Annotated in this window: 17 protein-coding genes; 7 read left to right on the forward strand and 10 right to left on the reverse strand. The window is 73.1% G+C overall.

The features are described 5' to 3' along the window. Together BM242_RS24210 and BM242_RS24215 are read left to right on the forward strand one after the other, a co-directional pair. A partial coding sequence (locus tag BM242_RS24210) for a cellulose binding domain-containing protein (protein ID WP_175541432.1) occupies window positions 1–319 on the forward strand: 319 nt, incomplete at its 5' end. A 290-nt stretch (window positions 320–609) separates the two neighbouring features. Further along, window positions 610–2,052, forward strand: coding sequence for an endonuclease/exonuclease/phosphatase family protein (locus BM242_RS24215; RefSeq protein ID WP_093841055.1), 1,443 nt, complete (start codon window positions 610–612; stop codon window positions 2,050–2,052). Between the two features lie 23 nt (window positions 2,053–2,075). Here BM242_RS24215 and BM242_RS24220 read toward each other — a convergent pair whose 3' ends face one another. The 8 genes from BM242_RS24220 to BM242_RS24255 all read right to left on the reverse strand — a co-directional run bounded on the left by BM242_RS24220 (window position 2,076) and on the right by BM242_RS24255 (window position 15,803). After that, complete coding sequence (locus tag BM242_RS24220) at window positions 2,076–4,082, reverse strand: glycoside hydrolase family 127 protein (protein ID WP_245834478.1); 2,007 nt, start codon at window positions 4,080–4,082, stop codon at window positions 2,076–2,078. After that, window positions 4,079–6,082: a glycoside hydrolase family 31 protein gene (locus tag BM242_RS24225; RefSeq protein WP_093841057.1), complete on the reverse strand. Its 2,004-nt coding sequence runs from the start codon at window positions 6,080–6,082 to the stop codon at window positions 4,079–4,081. Before BM242_RS24225 ends, BM242_RS24220 begins: the two co-directional genes overlap by 4 nt. A 56-nt stretch (window positions 6,083–6,138) precedes the next feature. Continuing rightward, complete coding sequence (locus BM242_RS24230; RefSeq protein WP_093841058.1) at window positions 6,139–6,981, reverse strand: carbohydrate ABC transporter permease; 843 nt, start codon at window positions 6,979–6,981, stop codon at window positions 6,139–6,141. Beyond that, window positions 6,978–7,958 carry a carbohydrate ABC transporter permease gene (locus BM242_RS24235; protein ID WP_093841059.1) on the reverse strand — a complete coding sequence of 327 codons (981 nt, stop codon included), beginning with the start codon at window positions 7,956–7,958 and terminating at the stop codon, window positions 6,978–6,980. The genes BM242_RS24230 and BM242_RS24235 overlap by 4 nt, the downstream gene beginning before the upstream one ends. A 24-nt stretch (window positions 7,959–7,982) precedes the next feature. Beyond that, window positions 7,983–9,248, reverse strand: coding sequence for a sugar ABC transporter substrate-binding protein (locus tag BM242_RS24240; RefSeq protein WP_093841060.1), 1,266 nt, complete (start codon window positions 9,246–9,248; stop codon window positions 7,983–7,985). A 26-nt stretch (window positions 9,249–9,274) separates the two neighbouring features. Then, entirely contained in the window at window positions 9,275–10,306 is a 1,032-nt protein-coding gene (locus BM242_RS24245) for a LacI family DNA-binding transcriptional regulator (protein ID WP_093841061.1), read from the reverse strand. A gap of 56 nt (window positions 10,307–10,362) precedes the next feature. Continuing rightward, window positions 10,363–13,983, reverse strand: a complete 3,621-nt coding sequence (locus BM242_RS24250) for a LamG-like jellyroll fold domain-containing protein (RefSeq protein ID WP_093841062.1) — start codon at window positions 13,981–13,983, stop codon at window positions 10,363–10,365. Window positions 13,984–14,549: 566 nt separating this feature from the next. Beyond that, window positions 14,550–15,803, reverse strand: coding sequence for a cytochrome P450 (locus BM242_RS24255; protein WP_093841063.1), 1,254 nt, complete (start codon window positions 15,801–15,803; stop codon window positions 14,550–14,552). A 218-nt stretch (window positions 15,804–16,021) separates the two neighbouring features. Between BM242_RS24255 and BM242_RS24260 the strand changes: the two genes are divergently transcribed. The 3 genes from BM242_RS24260 to BM242_RS24270 all read left to right on the forward strand — a co-directional run bounded on the left by BM242_RS24260 (window position 16,022) and on the right by BM242_RS24270 (window position 18,190). Then, window positions 16,022–16,987: an acetylxylan esterase gene (locus tag BM242_RS24260; RefSeq protein WP_093841064.1), complete on the forward strand. Its 966-nt coding sequence runs from the start codon at window positions 16,022–16,024 to the stop codon at window positions 16,985–16,987. Window positions 16,988–17,081: 94 nt separating this feature from the next. Then, on the forward strand, window positions 17,082–17,462 hold the full coding sequence (locus BM242_RS24265; RefSeq protein ID WP_139238428.1) for a hypothetical protein: 381 nt from the start codon (window positions 17,082–17,084) through the stop codon (window positions 17,460–17,462). A gap of 101 nt (window positions 17,463–17,563) precedes the next feature. Continuing rightward, the gene (locus BM242_RS24270) at window positions 17,564–18,190 is read left to right on the forward strand and encodes a DUF305 domain-containing protein (protein ID WP_093841066.1); all 627 of its coding nucleotides are present in this window, start codon (window positions 17,564–17,566) and stop codon (window positions 18,188–18,190) included. A gap of 201 nt (window positions 18,191–18,391) precedes the next feature. Here BM242_RS24270 and BM242_RS24275 read toward each other — a convergent pair whose 3' ends face one another. Further along, complete coding sequence (locus tag BM242_RS24275) at window positions 18,392–18,982, reverse strand: TetR/AcrR family transcriptional regulator (RefSeq protein WP_175541556.1); 591 nt, start codon at window positions 18,980–18,982, stop codon at window positions 18,392–18,394. A gap of 79 nt (window positions 18,983–19,061) precedes the next feature. Between BM242_RS24275 and BM242_RS24280 the strand changes: the two genes are divergently transcribed. After that, the gene (locus BM242_RS24280) at window positions 19,062–19,388 is read left to right on the forward strand and encodes a rhodanese-like domain-containing protein (protein WP_093841067.1); all 327 of its coding nucleotides are present in this window, start codon (window positions 19,062–19,064) and stop codon (window positions 19,386–19,388) included. A gap of 55 nt (window positions 19,389–19,443) precedes the next feature. On the opposite strand, the gene BM242_RS24285 is transcribed toward BM242_RS24280, so the two are convergent. Beyond that, complete coding sequence (locus tag BM242_RS24285; protein WP_175541557.1) at window positions 19,444–20,922, reverse strand: flavin-containing monooxygenase; 1,479 nt, start codon at window positions 20,920–20,922, stop codon at window positions 19,444–19,446. A 308-nt stretch (window positions 20,923–21,230) separates the two neighbouring features. On the opposite strand from BM242_RS24285, the gene BM242_RS24290 reads away from it, so the two are divergent. Beyond that, window positions 21,231–21,803 (forward strand): GNAT family N-acetyltransferase, encoded by a 573-nt coding sequence (locus tag BM242_RS24290; protein WP_093841069.1) that lies wholly within the window; start codon window positions 21,231–21,233, stop codon window positions 21,801–21,803. The last annotated feature ends 7 nt before the right edge of the window (window positions 21,804–21,810 follow it).

The following is a 21,810-nucleotide window of genomic DNA, read 5'->3' on the forward strand; positions in this document are numbered from 1 at the left end:
CACCTGCGGTGTGGACTACCGGGTGGCGGGCGACTGGGGCAGCGGCTTCCAGGGCGAGATCGTCATCCGCAACACCGCCGCCACCGCCCTGACCGGCTGGACCCTGGACTTCGCCTTCCCCGCCGGGCAGAGGGTCACCAACATGTGGGGCGGCACCCCCGCCCAGAACGGGAACACCGTCAGCGTCACCCCCGCGGACTGGACCCGCACCATCCCCGCCGGCGGCTCGGTCACCCTCGGCTTCATCGGCACCAGAGGCACCACCAACCCCGCCCCCACCACCTTCACCCTCAACGGCACCACCTGCACCACCACCTGACCCACCCCCCCGGTCCGTGCGGGAGCCCACCCGGACTCCCGCACGGACCGGCCCTCAGAGCTGCCGGAGGCCGTACATGGTCCGGCTCCGGGTGCCGGTGCAGGTGCAGCCCGGGGGAACCGTGCAGGACCGGAACGCGGCAGCGGCGGAGGCATCCGCCGGGGGCGCGGCCGGCGCGCAGGCCGGATCCGGCCGTCCCCCGGCGTGCCCGGGGACGGATCGTGAGCGCGGTTCACCCCGACGGGGCAGAGCCGGATGCACCCCCCTGCCCCCTGTGTTCCCCTCGTCCCATGACGAATTTCCTCTGTCTGTACGACGGAAGCCCGCTCCGGCTGGGCGGTGAAATAAAGGCGCATTATCAGTCCGAAGCAGCCGACAACTGGATAGGACTTTACCGGGCGGGCAGCGAGAAGTGGCTGGCCTTTGAATACGCACCCGGCAGCAAGGGGGTGGTGTCGTTCTCGGGGAGGACACCACGGACCACAAAATCAAAATTGGCGGGCATTGTCCCCGGCCGTTATGTCCTCAAGCTTTTCTCGGGTCATGACCCGCCCGGACTTCTGGCCGAGTCCGATCCCTTTGTCGTGGAGCAGGCCCCGTACTTCCTGGCCGAGTCGATGACGGCTCCGGCCTGCGAGGCGGGCTCGGAGTGCCGGGTCCCGGTCCGGGGGGTCATCGAGAGTTTCGACGAGGAGGTGACGTTCTTCAAGGCCGGCGGGGACGGCTGGCTGATCGTCTCCGCCGACGGCTGGGTCACCGGCACCGCGCCCCCCGGCCTGGCCGGCGGCAGCGGGAGCGTTGTGGTGGGTGCCCGGGGCCCGCACGGCCACACCGCGGACATGACGGTCGAGGTCCCCGTGGGGCGGCCGGGCACCCCGCCCGTGGCGACCCTCCGGGTCGCGAGCTGGAACGCCTGGTACGACTTCAACCACGTCTGGAGCGCACGGGAGAAGGCCCTGCGGGTGCTGCTGGAACAGCGCGTCGACATCGTCGGCCTCCAGGAGGCGCGCGAGCGGAAGGGCACGGCCCGGGAGCTGGCCACCCGCCTGGGCTGGCACTACCGGGACCACCAGGACCGCGGCGACGTCTGCTTCGTCAGCCGCCACCCGATCGTGGAGGCGGCGGACTTCCCCGGCTTCGTCCTGGTCACGGTCGAGGTGAACGGCCGGCGCCTCACCCTGTGCTCGGTGCACCTGGACTACACGCACTACGGACCGCACCAGGCCCCGGTCGGGGAGAAGAGGTTCACCGCGCGGGTGCAGAAGGAGGAAATGGCCTCGCAGCGCGCCACCGAGATGGGGCGGATCCTGGCCGAGATCGCGCCGCGGCTGTGCACCGCCGACACCGTTCCCGTGATCCTGCTGGGTGACTTCAACAGCCCGTCCCACCGCGACTGGACCACCGCCGTGCAGAAGAGCGGATTCCGCAACTGGCCCGCGACGCTCCTGCTGGAACGGGCCGGGATGCGCGACACCTACCGCACCGCCCACCCCGATCCCCGGACACACCCGGGTGAGACATGGTCACCCACGGACCGCTGGTCGGGCGCCCGCCCGGAGCCGCAGGACCGGATCGACTTCGTCTTCTGCAAGGGCAGCGGCCTGTCCGTGGTGGACTCCCGGACGGTGCTCACGGGCAGGATCACCGTCGACGACGGCCACTGGAACCAGTTCGTCTTCAACGACTGGCCCTCCGACCACGCGATGGTGCTGACCACCTTCCGGCTTCGCTAGCCCGTCCGGCCGCCGGCCGGGGTTCAGGCCCCGGGCGCCGCGGGGAGCCAGACCCGCATCGCCGTGGGGCCGCTCTCGGCCCAGCGGTAGTACGGGGTGAGGGTCAGCGCGGCGGGCTCGCCGCCGGTCCCGCCGGTCTCCGCCGCGCCGCCGTAGGGCCAGGCCGGTTCCGGTCCGGGGCCGCCCGGGGAGGTGAGCAGCGCCCGGACCCGGACCCGGCCGCCGTCCCCTCCGTCCCCGCCGCCGGGTTCCGTGTCCGCCACGGGGGCGACGGAGGTGTCCACCGCCAGGCCGTCCAGAGCGGCCCCGTCGGGCAGATGGACGGACTCGGCGCAGTAGACCAGCGGGCCGCGTTCCACCGCGACGCAGCCGCGCAGCGCGTCGATGCGCGGATCCGGCCAGGTGAAGCGCGGCGCCAGGGGGAGCCGGAGCCGGATCTCCTCGCCCGCGGCGAGTTCCCGGTCGACCACCGCCCAGCCCGGCGCCACCGGGCGCCGCCGGCCGCCCTCCTCCAGCTCGGCGCCGCCGGCCCACGCCGGGATCCGCAGCCGCAGCCGCACCCGGCCCGGCGGCGCCTGCGCGACCCGCACCGTGACCAGCCCGTCGTACGGATAGCCGGTCTCGGTCTCCAGCCCCAGGGCACGCCCGTCGCCGAGCACGGTACGGATCTCGGCGGGGGCGTACTGCAGCAGGGTGAGGCCGTCCTGCCCGGCCGCCGCGAGACAGGTGTGCCAGGTGGCCAGGGTGCGGGCGACATTGGTCGGACAGCAGGAGACGTCGAACCAGGCGGCCCGGGTGCCGCCCTCGGCGCGCGGGCTGACCGCGTCGTCGTCGGACGGCTCCCCGGCCACCCGCTGCTGGAGCGGGTTGGCGTAGAAGAAGGCCCGGCCGTCGGAGCGCGGCGAGGCGGCGATGACGTTGTAGAAGGTGCGCTCCATGAGATCGGCGTAGCGCACCCGGCCGGTGGCCAGGAACAGGCGCCAGCTCACCATGACCGAGGCGACCCCGGCGCAGGTCTCGCAGTAGGCGCGGTCCGGGGGCAGTTCCCAGTCCTCGCCGAAGCCCTCGTCCTGGTGGCGGGAGCCCATGCCGCCGGTCAGATGGGTGCGCCGGGCGACGGTACGGGTCCACTGCCGCTCGATGGCGTCCAGCAGTTCCCGGTCCCGGTGCTCGACGGCGATGTCCACGGCCGCGGCGGACAGGTACAGGGCGCGCACCGCGTGGCCGCGCCATGCCACGGCCTGCCGGACCGGGATGTCGTCCTGGAAGTAGGCGCGGCCCAGCGGGATGTCCTTGAGCGTGCGGTGGCCGCGGCGGTCCAGGAAGAGCCGGGCCTGCGCCAGATAGCGGGGCTCGTCCAGGGCCCGGCCCAGCTCGGCCAGGCCCACCTCGATCTCCGGGTGGCCGCAGATCCCGGGCAGGCCCCGCGGCCCGAACACGGCGCAGACATGGTCGGCCGCCCGGCGGGCTAGCGCCACCAGGGCGTCCTCGCCGGCCGTGCGCAGGCGGGCGACCGCGGCCTGGAGCAGATGGCCGGTGCAGTACAGCTCGTGGCCGAACTCCAGGTCGCTGTAGCGGGGCGGCTGCCCCGGGTGGCCGAAGCAGGTGTTGAGGTAGCCGTCGGGGTCCTGGGCGCGGCCTATGCGGGTGGTCAGGCGGCGGATCGCCGCCTCGTGCCGGGGGTCGCCGGTGCGGCCGTGCTCCCAGGCCAGGGCTTCGAGAAGCTTGTAGACCTCGGAGTCGGAGAAGCACCAGCCGGGCCGGTCCCCGCCCGTGGTGCCCTCGGCCACCCGGTCGAAGTTGGCCAGCCAGCCGACGCGTTCCATCCACCGCTCGCAGTGGTCCAGCGAGGCGGTGGCGTTGGTCCGCTGGAGGGCCGCCCACGGGCCGCCGGTGAGTGCCGCCTCGGCCATGCCCAGGGGCCGCAGCGGGCCCCTGGTCGGCACCACGGGGCTGCCGCCCCGCGGTGCGGCGCCGGGGGTGCGGTGGGGGGCGTGCTCCGCCACGGTCATGTCGGTGTTCTCCCTCATGCGTGCAGCGGGATGTCGGCACCCTCGCGGGTGAGGACGGGGATGCGGTCCAGGGGTGCGGCCATGGTGACGGTGCGTCCGCCCTCGTACCGCCGGCCGGTGGCGGGATCGTGCCAGCGGGTGCCGGCCGGCAGGTAGACCTCCCGGCTGCGCAGCCCGGGCCCGGTCACCGGGGCGACCAGCACGTCCGGGCCGAACAGGAACTGGTCCTCCACCGTCCAGGCGTGTGCGTCGTGCGGGTGGTCCAGGAACAGCGGGCGCATCGGCGGCAGCCCGCTGCGGGCGGCCTCCCGCATCTGCTCGTGCAGATAGGGGCGCAGGCGTTCCCGCAGGTGGAGCAGGCCGGAGAGGATCTGGTACGCCTCCTCGCCGAAGGACCAGACCTCGTTGGGGCCGCCGGTCTGCGCATGGCCGGTGGGGGTGCGCGGTTCCCGGTCGCCGTGCAGCCGGAACAGCGGGCAGAAGACGCCGAACTGGAACCAGCGGATCATCAGCTCCCGGTAGGCCGGGGCGCCGGCGTCGCCGCCGTGGAAGCCGCCGATGTCGGTGGTCCACCACGGGATGCCGGACAGCCCGATGTTCAGCCCGGCGCGGATCTGCTGCCGCAGGGACTCCCAGGTGGCCGGGATGTCGCCGGACCAGACCGCCGCCCCGTACTTCTGCGCCCCGGCCCAGGCCGAGCGGCACAGCAGCACGGTGGGCGGCTCGCCGTCGGCGGCCATGCCCTCGGCGAACAGCCGGGCGTTGTCCCGGGGGTAGACGCAGGCCACTTCGGCGCCCGGACCGGCGTAGAGGGCGAGATTGCCGGGGTGGGCCGGGTTGAGCTCGGGCTCGCAGGCGTCCAGCCAGAAGACCCGGATGCCCAGGCTGCGGTAGTTGCGCCGGATCAGCTCCCAGACGAACTCCCGGGTCTCGGGGTTGGTGGGGTCGTAGAAGGCGACCGGCATGGGGGCCGCCATGCCCTTGTCGCGGATGGTCTGGTGGAACTCCACGCCCTGGTCCGTGCCCACCAGCAGGCCCCGGTCGCGGTAGTCGGCGAAGTGCTCGGACAGCGGGGAGACGGTGGGCCAGACCGAGACCATCAGTTCCACGCCCAGGGCGGCCAGTTCCTCCACCATGGCCCGGGGATCGGGCCATTCGGCCGGGTCGAAGCGGTAGTCGCCCATGGCCGACCAGTGGAAGTAGTCGGTGACGATGACGGACAGCGGCAGGCCGCGGCGCCGGTGCTCCCGGGCCACGGCGAGCAGTTCCTCCTGGTCGCGGTAGCGCAGCTTGGACTGCCAGAAGCCGCTGGCCCAGGCGGGGAGTTCGGGGACATGTCCGGTGGCGTCGGCGTACCGGGCGAGGACGGCCGCCGGGGTCGGGGCGGCGGTGAACCAGTAGTCGATCTCCCGGGCCTGGCCGGCCTGCCAGCGGGTGGCGTTGGCGGCGAACTCCACCCGTCCCACGGCGGGCAGGTTCCACAGCAGGCCGTAGCCGCGGCTGGAGAGCACGAAGGGGATGTTCACCTCGCCGTTGCGCTGCACCAGGTCCAGGGCCAGGCCCTTGAGGTCGAGCCGGCCGTGGGTGCGCTGGCCCATGCCGTACAGCCGCTCCCCGTCGTAGGCGGCGAACTGCTGGTGCACCTCGCCGGCGCCGGAACGGTTGCCGGTGATCACCCGGGCGCCGGGCAGCCAGAAGTGTTCCCGGCTCTCGGCGAGCAGTTCCTCCCCGGTACCGGTGCGCAGAAAGGTCAGCAGCGGCTCGGGGAAGGCCGCTTCGCGGTCGAAGTCCACCCGGACGGTGAGGTCGCCGTGCACCAGGACGGCGTGGTCGGCCGCCGTGGTGATCCGGGGCGGATCGCCCGGCGGCGGCTCGTCGAGCGCGCCGGGGCTGTCCTGCGGTATCCGGAACCGGGCCGCGCGCACCCGGACGCTGTCGGCCCCCCATGGCCGGATGGTCAGCACCTCGTGGCGGTGCCGGACCTCCAGGGCGTCCGGGGTGTGTCGGAAGATCACCATGAAAAGCTTTTCCTCAGTGTTTCTCAGGGTTTCTCGGTGTTGCTCGGGGAGGGGAGCTAGTCCTTGACGGCGCCCGCGACCACGCCGCCGGCGACGTAGCGCTGGGCGACCACCAGAAGCACGGCGGCGGGCACGGAGGCGACGACGGCCGTCGCCATGATCGAGTTCCACTGGGTGGTGTTGTTGCCGATATAGGCGTAGATGCCGAGGGTGACGGGAACCGCGTCGGCGTTGCGGCTGAGGGTGGAGGCGAAGATGAAGTCCGACCAGGCCCACAGGAAGGTGAACAGGGACACCGTCAGCAGGGCGTTGCGGCTGAGCGGCAGCACCACCGAGACAAAGGTGCGCCACCGGCCGGCCCCGTCGATGCGGGCGGCCTGGAGGAGTTCCCCCGGCACCCCGGTCATGAAGGCCGTCAGCACCAGCACCCCGAACGGGACGGCGATGGTGGAGTCGGCGAGGATCAGCCCCCACACGGTGTTGAGCCAGCCCAGCCGCACATAGACGGCGTAGAAGCCGATGGCCATCACCACCCCGGGGATCATCTGCACCACCAGCAGCACAAAGGTCAGCGGTCCGGCACCCCACGGGCGGAGCTTGGCCAGGGCGAAGGCGGCGGGCGCGGACACCAGCAGGGTGAGCGCCACACAGCCCACGCCGATGCCCAGGCTGGTGGTCATGGCCGGCAACTGGTCGTCCAGGACGTTGGCGTAGCCCTCCAGGGTGGGGTTCCACGGGAACCAGTGCGGCGGATCGGACCGCATGTCCTCGGTCCTGGTCAGGGAGACGTTGACCATCCAGTAGACCGGGAAGAGCATCGCGGCGGTCAGGGCGATGCCCAGGACGGTCTTCCACCGCGCCCGGTGCCGGCGCCGCACCGGCTGCGTCAGGGCTGTCATGTCCGTTCCTGTCGACGCTGGAGATGCAGGTAGAGAAAGCCGAAGGCCAGCGCGATGAGCAGCAGCAGATTGCCGATGGCCGCGGCGGGCGAGAAGTCGGGCAGCCCGGTGCCGAACGCCTCCCGGTAGGACCACACGGCCAGGGTGGTGGAGGCGCCGCCGGGTCCGCCGGTGGTCATGATCCAGATGACGTCCACGACCTTGAGCGTGTAGACCAGGCCGAGCAGCAGGGTGATGCCGGAGACCGGCCGCAGCAGCGGGAAGGTGATCCGCCAGAACTGCTGCCAGGCGTTCGCCCCGTCCAGGGCCGCGGCCTCGTACAGCTCCTCGGGGATGTTCTGCAGCCCGGAGTAGAGGATGACCAGGTTGAACGGGACGCCCAGCCAGATGTTGGCGATGATCACCGAGACCAGCGCCCAGCCCGGGTCGGTCAGCCAGTTGATCCGGCCGGCCCCGAAGGACTCCAGCACGGTGTTGACGATGCCGTTGTCGCTGTTCAGCATCCAGGCCCAGGTGGAGCCGGAGACGATCAGCGGCAGCAGCCAGGGCACCAGGAACATGCCGCGCAGCACCGCCGAGAGCCGGAAGTTGTTGCGGAAGAAGACGGCCAGGGCCAGGCCGATGGCGTACTGGGCGGCGATGGAGACAAAGGTGAACAGGAAGGTGTTGCGCAGCGCCGGGAGGAAGCCGTCGTCGGTGAGGACGTCCCGGTAGTTCTCCAGGCCGGCGAAGTCGGCGCCGCCCTGCACAAAGGACCGGACGGTGTAGTCGTGCAGGCTCAGGTCGATGTTCCGGTAGAGCGGGTAGGCGTAGCAGGCCAGCAGGTAGACGATCAGCGGGGCCAGGAAACCGAGCGCGGCCCACTGGGTGGACCGCACCCGGACGCGGGCCGGCGGGCGGGGGGCGGAGGCCGGCAGGCCGGCCTCCGCCCCGCCCGGCTTCCGCAGCCGTGGCGCGGATGTGGTGGTCACAGGCATGGAAGGCTGCTCCTGGGCTCGGCGTCAGCCGATCTCGTCCTCGGCGGCGGCCTGGGCCTCGGCGAGCGCGTCCGCCGGATCGGCGGCGCCGCTCAGCGCCTTCTGCACGGCGGTCCACAGGGCCTCGGAGATCTTGGGGTAGTCGGTGCCCAGGTTGTCGCTGGTGCGTCCGCGGGCGACCCGCACCGCGTCCACCCATGGCCGGAGGTCCGGGCTGTCCGCGAGCAGCTGCTGCTGGCCGTCCGCGGTCGGCGGGATGTAGTAGGCGAAGGTGGTGGCGGTCTCGACCATGCCCTCGGGCGTGGTCATGCACTCCACGATCTTCTTGGTGACCTCGTAGCGGGCGGTGTCGTCCTGCACCGGGGCGGTGATGAACTCGCCTCCGGTGGGCGCCGGGGCGGCCCCGCCGTCCTGGGCCGGGACGGGCAGCACGCCGGTGGGGAAGCCGGCCTCGGCGGCGCTGTTGACCTGCCAGGTGCCGTTCAGCGCGAAGCCGAAGTCGCCGGTGAGGAACTCCTCCCAGGTGGTGTTCTGGGAGTTGTTGATCACCGAGTTGGGGGCGTAGCCGGATTCCAGCCAGCCGCTCCACAGCTCCAGGGCCTCGACCGCGTCCGCCGAGGACAGATCCCGCAGATCGGCTCCGGCGCCCCAGAACCAGGGCAGGAACTGGAAGGAGCCCTCCTCGGTGCCGATGGCGGCGAAGGTGATGCCCTTGTGCCCGGCTCCGGTCACCTGCTCCAGGGCGGCGGTGAGCGAGTCCCAGTCGGTGACCGAGGCGGGATCGACCCCGGCCTCGTCCAGCACCTGCTGGTTGTAGTAGAGGGCCAGGGTGTTGGCGCCGATGGGTATGCCGTACGCCTGGTCGTCCAGGACCCCGGCGGCCAGCAGGTTCTCGTCGATGCCGGAGGTGTCCAGGCCGAACTCCTCCATGGTGGTGAGCATCCCGGTCTCGGCCAGGGTGGACACGGCCGGGTTGTCCAGCAGGATGATGTCCGGCGAGGTGCCCTCCTGGGCGGCCAGCAGCGCCTGGTTGGTCAGCGCGGTGGTGTCGTAGGCGGTGCGTTCGATGGTGACGCCCGCTTCCGTGCCGCACTTGGCGACGCGCTGCGCCCAGCCCGAGGAGTCGTCGTGCTGCGGGTAGGGGTCCCACCAGGTGTAGGCGCCGGCCGGGCCGCCGTCACCGCCCTCCCCGGAGGAGGCCGAGGAGGAGCACGCGGCGGCGCCGGCCAGGGTGCACAGGGCGGCGCCGAGCGCCAGGGAGGTGCGGGCGGGTCTGGGAAGACGGGTCATGGCAGTGTTGCTCCTTGTGCTGAGTATCAGTGCGTGACGCGGGGCGGCGGCGGGCCGCTGCTGCCCCGGTCGACCAGTTCGGGCGGAAGCAGCCGCACCACGTGCGGTTCCCGGGCGGCCCGGGGGGAGACGATGCGGTGCACGAGCTGCCGCACGGCCAGCTCCCCGAGGCGGTCGGGCGCGCTCTCGATGGAGGAGAACGGCAGCGAGAAGGTGCGGGCGAACTCGTCGGAGTAGCGGCCGACGACCGACAGGTCCCGCGGCGCCCGCAGTCCGCGCTCGTGCATCACCGAGGGCAGGGCAGCCGCCGCCGCCTCGTTGTTGAGCAGCAGGCCGGTGGCGCCGGGGTGGGCGTCCAGCACGGCATGCAGGCTGCGTCCGGCCGCGGGCTGCGCCGACTCGCCGTAGACGGCGTGCAGCCGGATGGAACGGGCCCGGGCCTGCTGCGCCACGGCGTCCTGCAGCCGCCAGACGTAGGCGCCGCCGCGCTGCACCACATGCTCGGGCTGCGACATCAGGATGAGTTCCCGGTGGTGCAGGGCGTGCATGTGGTCCACCATCATCCGGCCGGCCGCCTCGAAGTCGAGATCGAAGACGTCCACCCCGGTGCAGTCGCCCGGCATGCCGACCAGCGCGCCGGGCTGCGCGGCGGCCCGGAGGACCGGCAGGCGGGCGTCGTCCTGCGCGACGTTCAGCAGGACGACGCCGTCCACCATGCGGGAGTCGGTGATCCGGCGCAGGGCGCGCGCCCCGTCCGCCTCGGTGACCAGCAGGGTGTCGTATCCCAGCTCGCGGGCGGTGTCGGAGACGCCCAGGATGTACTGGAGCATCGCCGGGGCGAATTCGTCCGCCAGGAACTGGGCGAGCAGCCCTATGACCATGGTCTCCGAGGTGGCCAGCGCCCGGGCTCCGGCGTTGGGGGTGTAGCCCAGTTCCCGTACCGCCTGCTCCACGCGCTGCCGGACCTCGGCGGAGATGGACCGCTTGCCGGACAGTGCGTAGGACGCGGTGGAGCGGGAAACCCCGGCGGCGCGCGCGATATCGCCGATGGTGACCATGTGACTCCCTTCTCTTCCTGGTGCTTCTCTTCCTGGTGCTCTCCCTGATCGTCCGGTCACGGCCTGGCGGCCGAGAACCCGGCGATGGTGATCCTGTCGATCAGGGGCGCGAAGGACGAGCGCAGCAGCACCCCGGGGAAGGTGTCGGAGGCATAGCTCTCGCCGTCGAAGTTGGGCAGTTCCTCGGACCGGAAGGTCAGGGTGTTCTCGCCCTCGGTCAGCCGCACCGGGACGGTGAGTTCCCAGAAGTTGTTCTCGTGGAAGGAGTGCGGGAAGGTCACCCGGCTCGGCTCGCCGCCGTTGACGGAGAGGTCCGCGTGGCGCACCAGCGGGTCCGGGTTGTAGTGGGTGGCCTCGGACTGCTCGGGGTTGGCGTAGCGGATGCGCAGCGCGTGCAGGCCGGCCTGCTCGGCGGTGACCCGGAAGGTGAGGGTGTTGCCGTTGCCGGGCTCGCCGCCCACGCCGGTGACCGCGGCGCCGCCTTCGGCCAGGCTCAGTTCCGTGGTGGTGGCGGTGCCGCCGAGTTCGGCGTCCTCGGCCTGGTAGGACCGCTCGGGCAGGGCGCCGCCGGTGGGCCGGACGGTGAGCCGGTCGATCAGGGTCCGGCCGGTCAGGCCGGTGAGGGTGACCTTGTTGACCCCGCCGGAGAGGGAGACCGCCACCGTGGAGCGGGCGCCCCTGGCGTCCAGCACCTGCTGGCCGTTGACGGCGAGGCGGGCCTTGCCGCCGCCCAGGATGCGGACGTCGAGGGTGGATTCGGCGTCTGCCCGGGAGTAGACCCAGAAGGTGACGCCGTCGCCCTTGCCGAGCCGCGCGGCGCCGGAGCCGGAGGCCGGCCGGTTGCCCGGCAGGTCGTAGACCGGGCGGGCGCCGCCGCTCATGCCGGCCAGTTCGGCCTCGTGGACGGCGGTGTCCGCGCCGGGCGCGGGCAGCGAGAGCGTGATGCGGTCGACGATGGCGTCGCCCCGGGTGGCGCCGGTGCCGTCCAGGCTCCGCGCGGCCAGGGTGAGGGTGTGCTCGCCGGCGGTCAGTTCGACGGTGGTGTCGGTGTGGTCCCAGACCACCCACTTGTAGCCCAGCGGCAGGAACAGTTCCTGTTCGGCTTCCCCGTCCACGGTGAGGAAGACGTTGGTCGGTCCCTGTTCCTCGATCAGGCCGTAGGTGTTGAGGGAGTTGGCGAAGACGCTCAGGTCGTAGACGCCGTCCCGCGGCACCTCCACGGTGAAGTCGAGCCGCACATCGGAGCCGGTGCGCAGGCCGCCGACGTTGTGGCCGCCGGAGGTGTAGAACTTGGAGACGTCCGAGGGTGAGCCCTCGGGGCCGTTGCGGCTGTAGCCGCTGCCGGTGTGGGCCGCGTCCTCGGCCTCGTAGCTGCCCTGCCACAGCACGGGGGCGGTGGCGGTGCCGGTGGCGGAGCCGGCCGGGGTCAGCACGATCTCGTAGGCGGAGGACTCCTCCAGCGCCGGCAGGCCGCCCTCCTCGCCGCCGCCGAAGTCGACGGAGACCGCGCCGTCCTGGCCCACCGTCAGTTCGGTCTCGGTGAGCAGCCGGGGTCCGGAGGAGTCGCCGATCTGCCCGGTCCAGGGGATCTCCCGCACCCAGGCGTGCACGGTGCCGCCGGACAGGGCGTCCGGCACGTTCTCGAACCGGATGTGGCCCTTGCCGGAGGAGCCGCCGAACAGCACCCGGGCCTGCGCCTTGTCCTCGTCCAGGGTGGCCACGCCCTGGAGGGTGTAGTTCCGGCCGGGGAACGGCGGGGTGACCCGCACGGTGTGGCCGGTCATGGAGCCGTAGGCGTGATACAGCCACCACTGGCCATTGCCCCGGTTGGACTGCACGGCCGAGTCGGAGAGATTGCCGTCGATGTTCCAGTAGGCGATGTCGGCGTCGACCTTGGACTCCTCGATGGCGGAGATCCACTGGATCATCTGGCCGGGCACCGAGGTGTGGTAGTTGAAGGCGTACTCGTTGATGTTGATGGGCAGTTGCCGGCCTTCGTGGGCGGTGCCGGCGAAGACCTCCCGCTCCCAGTCGCGGTAGCGGGCGACGCTGGTGCGGACCTGCTCGGGGTGGCTCAGCTCGTGCCAGGTCATCACATCCGGCACGGTGCCGGCCTGCACGGTGTGCTCCAGAAAGCCCTTGACCTGGGCGTACAGCACACTGGTGTTGGGGCCGGCGATCCGGGCGTCCGGCATCTTGCCCTTGATCAGCCGGTAGAAGTCGTCCCAGGTGGCGAAGTAGTCGGTGGGGTCGGACAGCCAGCTCACCCGGCTGTGGCTCCACTCGCCGGTGCCGAACATGTTGCCCTCGGGCTCGTTGAACGGCACGAAGACGATGTTGTCCTGGTACTCCTCGGGGAGCTGGAGCACCTGGTCCACCTGTGTGGCGATCTTCTCCCGGTAGAGGGCGACCTTCTCCTGCGGGGTGTCGCCCTCCCACTGGTAGGGGAAGCCCCGGTGGATGTCGGTCATATAGATGTAGACGTCGCCGTCGGTGGAATCGGCCAGCGGCTTCACCACTTCCAGGGCGTCGGCGCCGGGGTGCTGCGGCCCGTCCTGCGCCTTGGTGGAGACGGTCCGCAGATGCATGCCCTCGATGAGGTTGTTGGTGGGCACGTCCTGCCCGTAGAGGCCGTAGAGGGTGCCGGAGGCGCCGCCGTGGAAGGCGCCGGTGTCCGTGGCCAGGTCGATCGTCAGCTGGCCCTCGCGGACCACGGTGACGGTGGCGGTGACCGGCCGCCCGGCGGCGGTGCCGGAGACGGTGAAGGCACCGGGCGCGGCGTAGTCGTCCGGGTCGGCGGCGTCCCAGGTGACGGGGACATCGCGGTCGTAGCCGTCGGAGAAGGCGGCGCGGACGGCGGCGGGGAGCGCGGGCGCGGTGCCGGTGGTGGTGCGGACCTCGAAGGCGGTCCGGGAGAGTTCGGTCATCCCGGGGGTCTTCCCCACGGTGTGGGCGATCTGCTCGGCCGTCAGCGCGGTGTGGTAGACGGCGAAGTCGTCCACCGCTCCGCCGAACAGCGGGTCCGGGTAGAAGGACTTGCCGAGGTATCCGGCGAAGGCGGTGGTGTCGTCCAGCAGGTCGGTGGCGCTCACCGTGGTGGCGGCGGAGGAGACCGCGACGCCGTCCAGATAGGTGGTGACCCGGTCGGCGCCGGTGTCGAGCGTCACGGTGAGGGTCCGCCACTGGCCGGCGGGCAGCGCGGCATACCCGGTGACCTGGGCCTCACCGCCGGCGAAGGAGTTGGTGACGGCGGTGCGCAGCCGGCCGTCCCCGTTGTAGGGGGTGGTGAAGAGGTAGCGGCCGGTGTCCTTGCCCAGGGCGTAGATCCACTGCCAGGGCGCGGTGCTGCCGTCCCACCTCACCCGCGCGGAGACGGTCAGATCGGCGGCCCCGGCCAGCACTTCCCTGGGCAGCCGCACATGGGCGCCGCCCGAGTCGGGACCGCCGCCGGGCAGCTGGAGGGCCGAGCCGCCGTCCGCCCCGTCCACCAGGGACGCCGTGGCACCGCCCACCAGCTCGCCGTCCAGTCCGTTGCCGGAGCTGTCGGCGACGGTGCCGGCGCCCGGATCGTCGCCGTCGAAGGTGTAGTGCACCACCGGTTCGGGTGTGGCCGGACTCGCCGCCGCAAGCGCCGGCAGCCCGGCCGCGACCAGACCGGCCCCCGCGGTGACGATCATCCCCGCCCGCAGGAGGGGGCCTGCCCGTCTTGTCCGAGATAGCACCATCGTTGCTGCTCCCTGCCTCTCTTCACGCGGAGTCGAATCGGTTCGACGCCGCTCTGCCGCGAGGGTCGAACCGGTTCGACCGAACCGGTTCGACTCCGTTGTTGTGCTGCTGTGCCGTCACCTGCCGGGTGATGTCACGGCGCCCCCGGACCCGAGGCCCGGCGAGGCCGCCGCCGGCCCGGTACCGCCCTGGCCCCACGGACGCCGGGCGCGGTCGGCCGCGGAGATCTCCGGGTACCGCACCCCGCCCATGGTTCGGGATACCGAACGCGAGACGAGATTTCGTGCCGCTGAGAATGTCCTGCCCGGTGGCCGAAGTCAACACCCGCGGCACGGGAAACTCCGGAGGCCGCCGGAGGAGGGCCGGGCCGGTGCAGCGGCGTCCGCGCTCCATGGCCGCCCGCCCGGGCCACCGGGGCCCGGGCGGACACGGCTCGGCCGCCGGGCAGGCCGCAGACCGAAGTCCCCCGGAAAGAGGGCGGGGACCGGCGGCACGGACGTCACGGACGTCACGGACGTCAGGGAGCGACGTGGGGAGCGAGCTCGATCAGGACCCCGCTGCGCGGCCGGCTCGGCACCCGCCGCAGGGGGATGCCGAGATCCTGCGGCGGTAGCCGGTACTCCAGGCGGGCCAGCCGGACGACAAGTGTCTCCAGCACGGCGACCGTGATCGCTTCACCGGGGCACCGGTGCCCCGCCGAGGCGTCACCGCCGCCCTGGGGGATGAGTTCGTCGCGTTCCGCGGGCCGCTCCAGGAAGCGCGCGGGACGGAACGCATACGGGTCGCCCCACAGCCCGGAATCGTGGTTCTGCCCGTAGATGTCCAGCAGGACGACCCCTCCGGCGGGGACGGCCGTGCCCCGCCAGCACAGACCGGTGGCCGCCCGGCCTCCGCTGAAGGGCGCGAAGGGGTAGAAGCGGCGCAGTTCGTGGACGAAGGCGGCCGGGTACGCCCGGTCGCCCGCGCGCAGCCGGTCCCGGTTGGCGGGCCAGCGGTGCAGGGCGTGCGCCGCGAAGGCGACATACCAGGCGATCGCCACCGTGGGGCGCAGCACGTTCAGCAGCTCGACCGCGGCCGTGCGGGGGCCGGGCATCCGGCCACCGGCGTCCCGGTGCCCCGCCACCGCGGCGAGCGCCGAGCCCTCCGGAGCGGTGCGCACGCCCGACCGCACCTCCTCGACCAGCGGCGCCAGCCACGCCTCGCACCGGCGGCGGGCCCGGCGGGCACGCCAGTGGCGCGGCCCGAGCGTGGCGAAGCCGTCGACCATGGCCACCAGGTCCCCGGCCACCGCTCCCACCCGGCCGGCCCCCGGCGGCACCCCGGCCCAGCGGCAGACCGCGGCGGTCAGGACCTGCGCCGCCTCGTCGAACAGCACCACGGCCCCGGGGCGCCGGGCCCACGACGCCACCGCCTCGTCCCATGCCGCGGCGGCGTGTGCGGCGACATCCGCCACCCGGTCCGGCGGGGTGAGGAGCGACAGGAACATCCGCTTGCGGACCCGGTGCTCCTCCCCGTCCAGGGTGTGCACGGCCCCGTGGCCGAAGAGGGTGCCGAGCACCGGCTCCGGAACGGCCCCGTGCCGGCGCACGTGCCGTTCGTCGTAGAAGAACCGGACGGCTTCCGGGCCGCGCAGCGCCAGCGCCTGGCGCCCGAGCACCCGGGTGCGCAGGGCGTGGTCCGGGGCACGCCGCATCCGGTCCGGAAGCCAGGCGTAGCCCTCCGCCAGCAGGGAGACCGTGCGATCGGCGAGCGGTCGGCGGTGATGACGCATGGCTCCCCGGTGCCCGTCGCGCCCGGAGGAAAACCGCGTGTCCGCCGCACGGCCGAAGGAAAGGCCGGCCCGGGGGCGGCGCCGGCCGCTTTCTAGACTGGCTCCGCCCGGGAGAGCCGCGGGTCCGGGACCCGGACCCATCGGCGGCCCGCCGCGGGCGCGGTTCCTCCCGACCACCGTGTGCGCACGCACACCAGCGACACCGAAGGCAGAACCCGATGGCCTTGTTCGACCTCCCGCTCGACCAGCTCCGCGGCTACCGCAGCACCGCCCCCGAACCCCAGGACTTCGACTCCTTCTGGGCCAAGACCCTCCAGGAGGCCCGGGCGCACCGGCTGGACGCCGTCTTCGAGGCCGTGGAGACCGGACTGTCCGCGGTGCGCGTCTACGACGTGACCTTCGCCGGGTTCGGCGGTCACCCGGTCAAGGGCTGGCTGACCCTGCCGGCCGGCGCCTCCGGCCCGCTGCCGGTGGTCGTGGAGTTCATCGGCTACGGCGGCGGACGCGGTCTGCCGCACACCCATCTGCTGTGGGCCGCCACCGGCCGGGCGCACTTCGTCATGGACACCCGCGGCCAGGGCAGCGGCTGGTCCCCGGGCGACACCCCGGACCCGGTCGGCAGCGCCCCCGCCTTCCCCGGCTTCATGACCCGGGGCGTCGAGGCCCCGGAGAGCTACTACTACCGCCGGGTGTTCACCGACGCGGTACGTGCCGTGGAGGCGGCCCGCGCCCATCCGCTGACGGACCCGGCACGCACCGCGGCGGTCGGCGGAAGCCAGGGCGGTGCCATCGCCATAGCGGTCGGCGGCCTCGTGCCCGACCTGGCGGCCGTCGCGCCGGATGTGCCGTTCCTGTGCGACTTCCCGCGCGCGGTCACGATCACCGACCGCGACCCCTACCGGGAGATCGGCAACTATCTCAAGTCCCACCGGGGCCGCACCGCGCAGGTCCTGCGGACCCTGTCCTACTTCGACGGCGTGCACTTCGCCGCCCGCGGCCGGGCTCCCGCGCTGTTCTCCACCGCCCTGGAGGACCAGACCTGCCCGCCCTCGACGGTGTTCGCGGCCTTCAACGCGTGGGCGCACGACGACAAGACGATCGAGGTCTACGACTTCAACGACCACGAGGGCGGCGGCCCCTTCCAGGAGGCCGCGAAGGTGCGCTGGCTGGCCTCCCGGCTGTGAACCCACCGGCCCCGGCCAAGGCCGCGCCGGCCCGGACGGCGCCCTCCGCCACCGGGCCGGCACAGCCGTTGCCGTCGCCCCGTACCATGTCGGCGTGAGTCCGCGGGCCGAGGGAGCACCGATACGGCCGCGTCCGGCCCGGATGCCGGCGCTGCCCGTGCTCGCCCTGCTTCTCGCCCTGCTGGGGCTCACCGGTCTGACGCCGCCCGCCGCCCTGGCCGGCGGGCATCACGGGGACGCCCACCGTGACGGACCCTCGCTGTGCCACCCGCAGGACGACGGACCCGGCCGCGGGGCCGTTCCCGCGGCCACCGCGAGGGCCGCTCACGGCGGCGACATGCCGGCGGCCGTACGGCCCCCGTCCGTCCGGGACCCCGCGGCGAGGTGCCCGGCAACCGCCGCCCTCACCCGGGGCGCTCCGCCCGTCCGGGGCATCCGGCCCTCCCTGGCCGAACTGCAACTCCTGCGCATATAGGCGGGCCGTCCACGGTGCCGTGCCGCCCGTACGGGTGGCCGTGCCCGCATGCCCGCTCATGTTGTCCGCGTACCCGCCTTCCCGCACAGGAGTGCCCCGCCATGAATTCCGCCCGCACATGCTTCCGTTCCGTCCGCCCGCGCTTCCGGCACGCGGTGCGCACCGCCGCCGTGGCCGCCGCCGGGGTCCTGCTGGCCGCCTGCGGCTCCGGCTCCGGCTCCGGTGGCGGACACAACGACGCCGATGTGCACTTCGCCCAGGACATGATTCCGCACCACCGGCAGACGATGGTGATGTCCGAGATAGCCGTGGGCAACGCCTCGTCCCCCGCCAAGGCCTCCGCCGAGGAGGTCAGGGCCCTCGCAGAGGAACTGCTCCAGGCGCAGCAGCCGGAGATCGACACGATGACCGGCTGGCTGGAGAGCTGGGAGGAAGAGGTGCCCCCGGGGATGAGCGGTGTGGACCAGGGCCACCACGGCGGGGTGGCACCGGCACCCGGCATGATGAGCCAGGAACGCATGGAGGAGCTGGTGGCCGCCACCGGGGACAGTTTCGACACCCGCTTTCTGACGATGATGACCGAGCACCACGAGGGCGCCCTGGAGATCGCCCGGGCCGAGCGGGACCAGGGCGATTACGGCCCGGCCAGGGAACTGGCCCAGGACATCATCGACTCCCGCACCGACGAGCTGACCCGCATGCGGGAACTGCTCGAAGACCTCTCCTGACCGGCGGTCGCCCCCGGCGGTGCCTGCAAGGCCCCTCCCGGACGCCCGGCTGTCCGGGCGTCCGGGAGGGAGCGGCATCCGCCCGGGCCGCCGGGGTCGGGCCTGCCCCGGCGCCCCCGGTACGGATGGCGCCCGGACCCGGCGACGTCCCGTACGGTCGGCCCGCGGGGGTGGCTCCCCCGCTCCGGGGCCGGCCCGGGGTCAGCGCCCGGCCTCGCCCAGCGCACGGGCGAGATGACGCAGACCGGCACGCATGCGCCGCGCGCCGAGCCCGGGCAGCAGCGCGGTGACATGCTCGGCCGCCATGGCCGCCAGCAGGGCATGCGCGGAACACTCGGGATCGGGGGCCCTGTCGCCGAGCAGGATCGTCACATGCCGGTGCCAGAAGCGGTATGCGCCGATGCGGTACCGGGCACCCGCCGCCGCCGTCTCCGAGGTGCGGACCAGGGCCAGGTGCTCCAGCAGATAGTCGAAGTAGGCGTCGATGAACGCCGCGAGGCGTTCCCCGGGCGCCGCACCCGGGCCCAGCGGCGGCGGGCCGTGCAGGATCGCCTCCTGCAACTCCCGTTCCCGGGCGTCCAGCAGGGCCGCGGCCAGCCCCGCCTTGTCCCCGAAGCGCCGGAACAGGGTCCCCTTGCCGACTCCGGCGGCGGCGGCCACTTCGTCCATGGAGACGGCCTCCGCACCCCGTTCGGCGAACAGCCGGGCGGCAGCCTCCAGCACCGCCGCCCGGTTGCGCGCGGCGTCCGCCCGCTCCCTGGGGGGCGGGGTGCGCAGGAGCTCCAGCGGCATTGCAGAACCGGACTGCGGTCCGCTAAGGTCGTCGTCAGTCATAACCGGACTATAGTCCGATTCCGAGAGGATGTCTGGCATGCCCGCACTCATCACCCGCGACGAACTCAAGGCCTCCCTCACGGCCGGCACCGTGACCGTCGTCGACACCCTCGGCGGCGAGTACTACGCCGCCCGGCATCTGCCCGGGGCCGTGGAGCTGACCCCGGGCCAGGTCGACGCCCGGGCGGCCACGGTCCTCCCCGACCGCGACGCCGCCATCGTCACCTACTGCTCCAACCCGGCGTGCCCCAACAGCGGGCAGGTCGCCGACCGGCTCACCGCTCTCGGCTACCGCAACGTCCGCAAGTACCGCGAGGGCATCCAGGACTGGGTGGCGGCCGGGCTGCCCACCGAATCCGCCTGAACCCGCCGCCCCGGGGCGGCGGGTTCCCCGCCGCCCCGGCACCGCGGTGGGCGCGTTACGCCGTCGGGCCGCCCGCCCGGCCCGGACGACGGGAGAGACCGGCGTAGCGGTGGGCGACTCCGCCGGGGAGCAGGTACTCGGCCAGCAGGTTTCCGGCCCGGCGGGAGGGCAGGCCCATGTCGTGCAGGAGCTCGTCCGCGCAGTGGATGTCATAGGGGCCGAAGTCGTAGCCGCCGGAGCCCGGCATCGCCCGCTCCTGCCAGGCCAGGCGGCCGTCGACGGCCCGGCGCATCTCCTCCTCGCCCGGGGCGGTGCGCAGCGTCCCCAGGAAGTGGCGGGTCAGCCAGTGGGCGGTGAGTTCCATGCCCATGATGTTGCTGAAGACCTGCCGGAAGCCGACGAATCCCAGGCGGTCGGCGCCGGGCGGCACGATGCCCCGGTAGAGCCGCAGCCGGCCGGCGGGATCGTGCACCGGCACCCCCGGGTCCAGGAACGGGAAGACCTTGTCGTGCCCGGTGGCGAAGACGACGACGTCCGCGGCCACTTCCGCGCCGGTGGCCAGCCGCAGCCCCCGGGCCGTCCAGGACTCGACGGCGGCGACCCTGGCCGTGATCCGGCCGCGGCGGACGGCCCGGACATAGCCGCGCGGCATCACACCCGCGTGGGCCAGGTGGAAGGGGAGCGGCTGCGCCGGCCGGAGCCGCCGCGGCAGCCGGTAGAGCCCGGTGGTGAGCAGGATGTCGCGGGCGATGAGCCACCACAGGGCCCGCTTGACCCGCTCGTCGATGCGGTCGACCGGACGGACGCAGGCCGGATCGTGGTAGCGGGGCAGCAGCGCCTCGCCGAGCCGGGTCATCAGGATCCACTTGTAGCCCACCAGTCCGAGCAGCAGCCGTTCGGGGACCATCCAGTTCACCTTGCGCTGCACCAGGGTGGCCGAGGCGGCCTCGGCCGCGGCACGGGTGACCAGGTCCAGTGCTGACTTGCCGCCGCCCACGACGACGACGTGCCGGCCGGTGAAGGTCCCGGCCCGCACCTCGTTGGAGTGCAGCACGGTCCCGCCGAACAGCTCCCGTCCGGGCAGTGCGGGCAGACGGGTGTGGTGATGGGCCCCGCTGGCGACGGCGACGCAGTCGAAGGCCTCGCCGCGGACCTGCGCCGCCGGGTCCCCGGCGGGCCGGGAGCGGATCAGCCAGCCATGGGCGCCGGGCCGGCCGGGCCCGTCAGCCGGGCGGACGGAGACCACCTCGGTGCCGGGGCGGAGCCGCTCCAGCACGCCGAAGGTCCTGGCGTAGTCCTCCAGATAGCGCTGGGTGTCCGCCGCGTCCGCGTAGTGCAGGCGGTTGGGCAGATCCGCGAACTCGAACAGGCGCCTGGACGCCTGGCTCGCCAGCCCGTGGTAGCAGCCCTCTGCCGACCAGATCCCGCCCACCTGCCGGTACTTGTCGAGGACCGTGACGTCGAAGCCGTTCTCCAGCAGCACCTTGGCGGTGACGATTCCTCCGGGGCCGGCCCCGATCACACACGCTTTCATCAACCGCCACTCCCCATGGGCGCTCGGCACGACAGGCCCGCCCATCATCCCGGTCCGGGCCCCGCCCGCCCATGCCCGGCGCCGGGCGGCTCTCCCCGGAAGGAATCCCCGGCGGCCGTCCCGGCGCGCGAGTGGCCGGGATCACCGGGTCCGGCCGCCGCGTCACCGGCTCAGGCGCTCGAAAATGGAAACCATTGCCATATGCTGTCCGTGCGGCCCGCGGACCCGCCCTCCGGGCAAGCACCGCGTGCCGCCGGTGCTACGCCGCATCCCGAATCCCGACCCCACCCCGACCCCACGGAAAGCGGATGAGCGACTACCCCCTCCCCCGCCGGACCGGCCCCTACCAGGTCCGTCCCGCCACCGCCGAGGACACCGAGGGCGCCCGCAGCGTCATGCTCGACACCTTCTACCGCGAGTTCGGCTACGGCTATGTGCCGGCCTGGCACGCCGACGTCATCGACCTGCACGGCACCTACCTGACCGACCAGCGGCACCTGCTGCTGGTCGCCGCCCACGGCGACCGGCCGGACCAGCAGATCGTGGCCACCGCCTGCCTGCACTCCCGCGGCCCCGCGCACCCCCCGCACCCGCGCTGGATCGCCGAGCGCTACCCCTCCGGCTCCACCGCCCAGCTGCTGCGCGTCTACGTCCGCCCCGAACACCGCCGCCACGGACTGGCCCGGACCATGGTCGCCATGGCCGCCGACTTCGCCGCCACCATCGGCTACGCCTCGCTCTACCTGCACACCAATGCCGACATCCCCGGCGCGCAGCCCTTCTGGAACAGCGTCGCCAAGGAAATCTTCGACGCCCGCACCACCGGCGAACACGGCCCCGGCTTCGCCACCGTCCACTACGAAATCCCCCTCCCCCACTGAGCGGCAC

This window comes from Streptomyces aidingensis, assembly GCF_900112355.1.
Taxonomy (GTDB): Bacteria; Actinomycetota; Actinomycetes; order Streptomycetales; family Streptomycetaceae; genus Streptomyces; species Streptomyces aidingensis.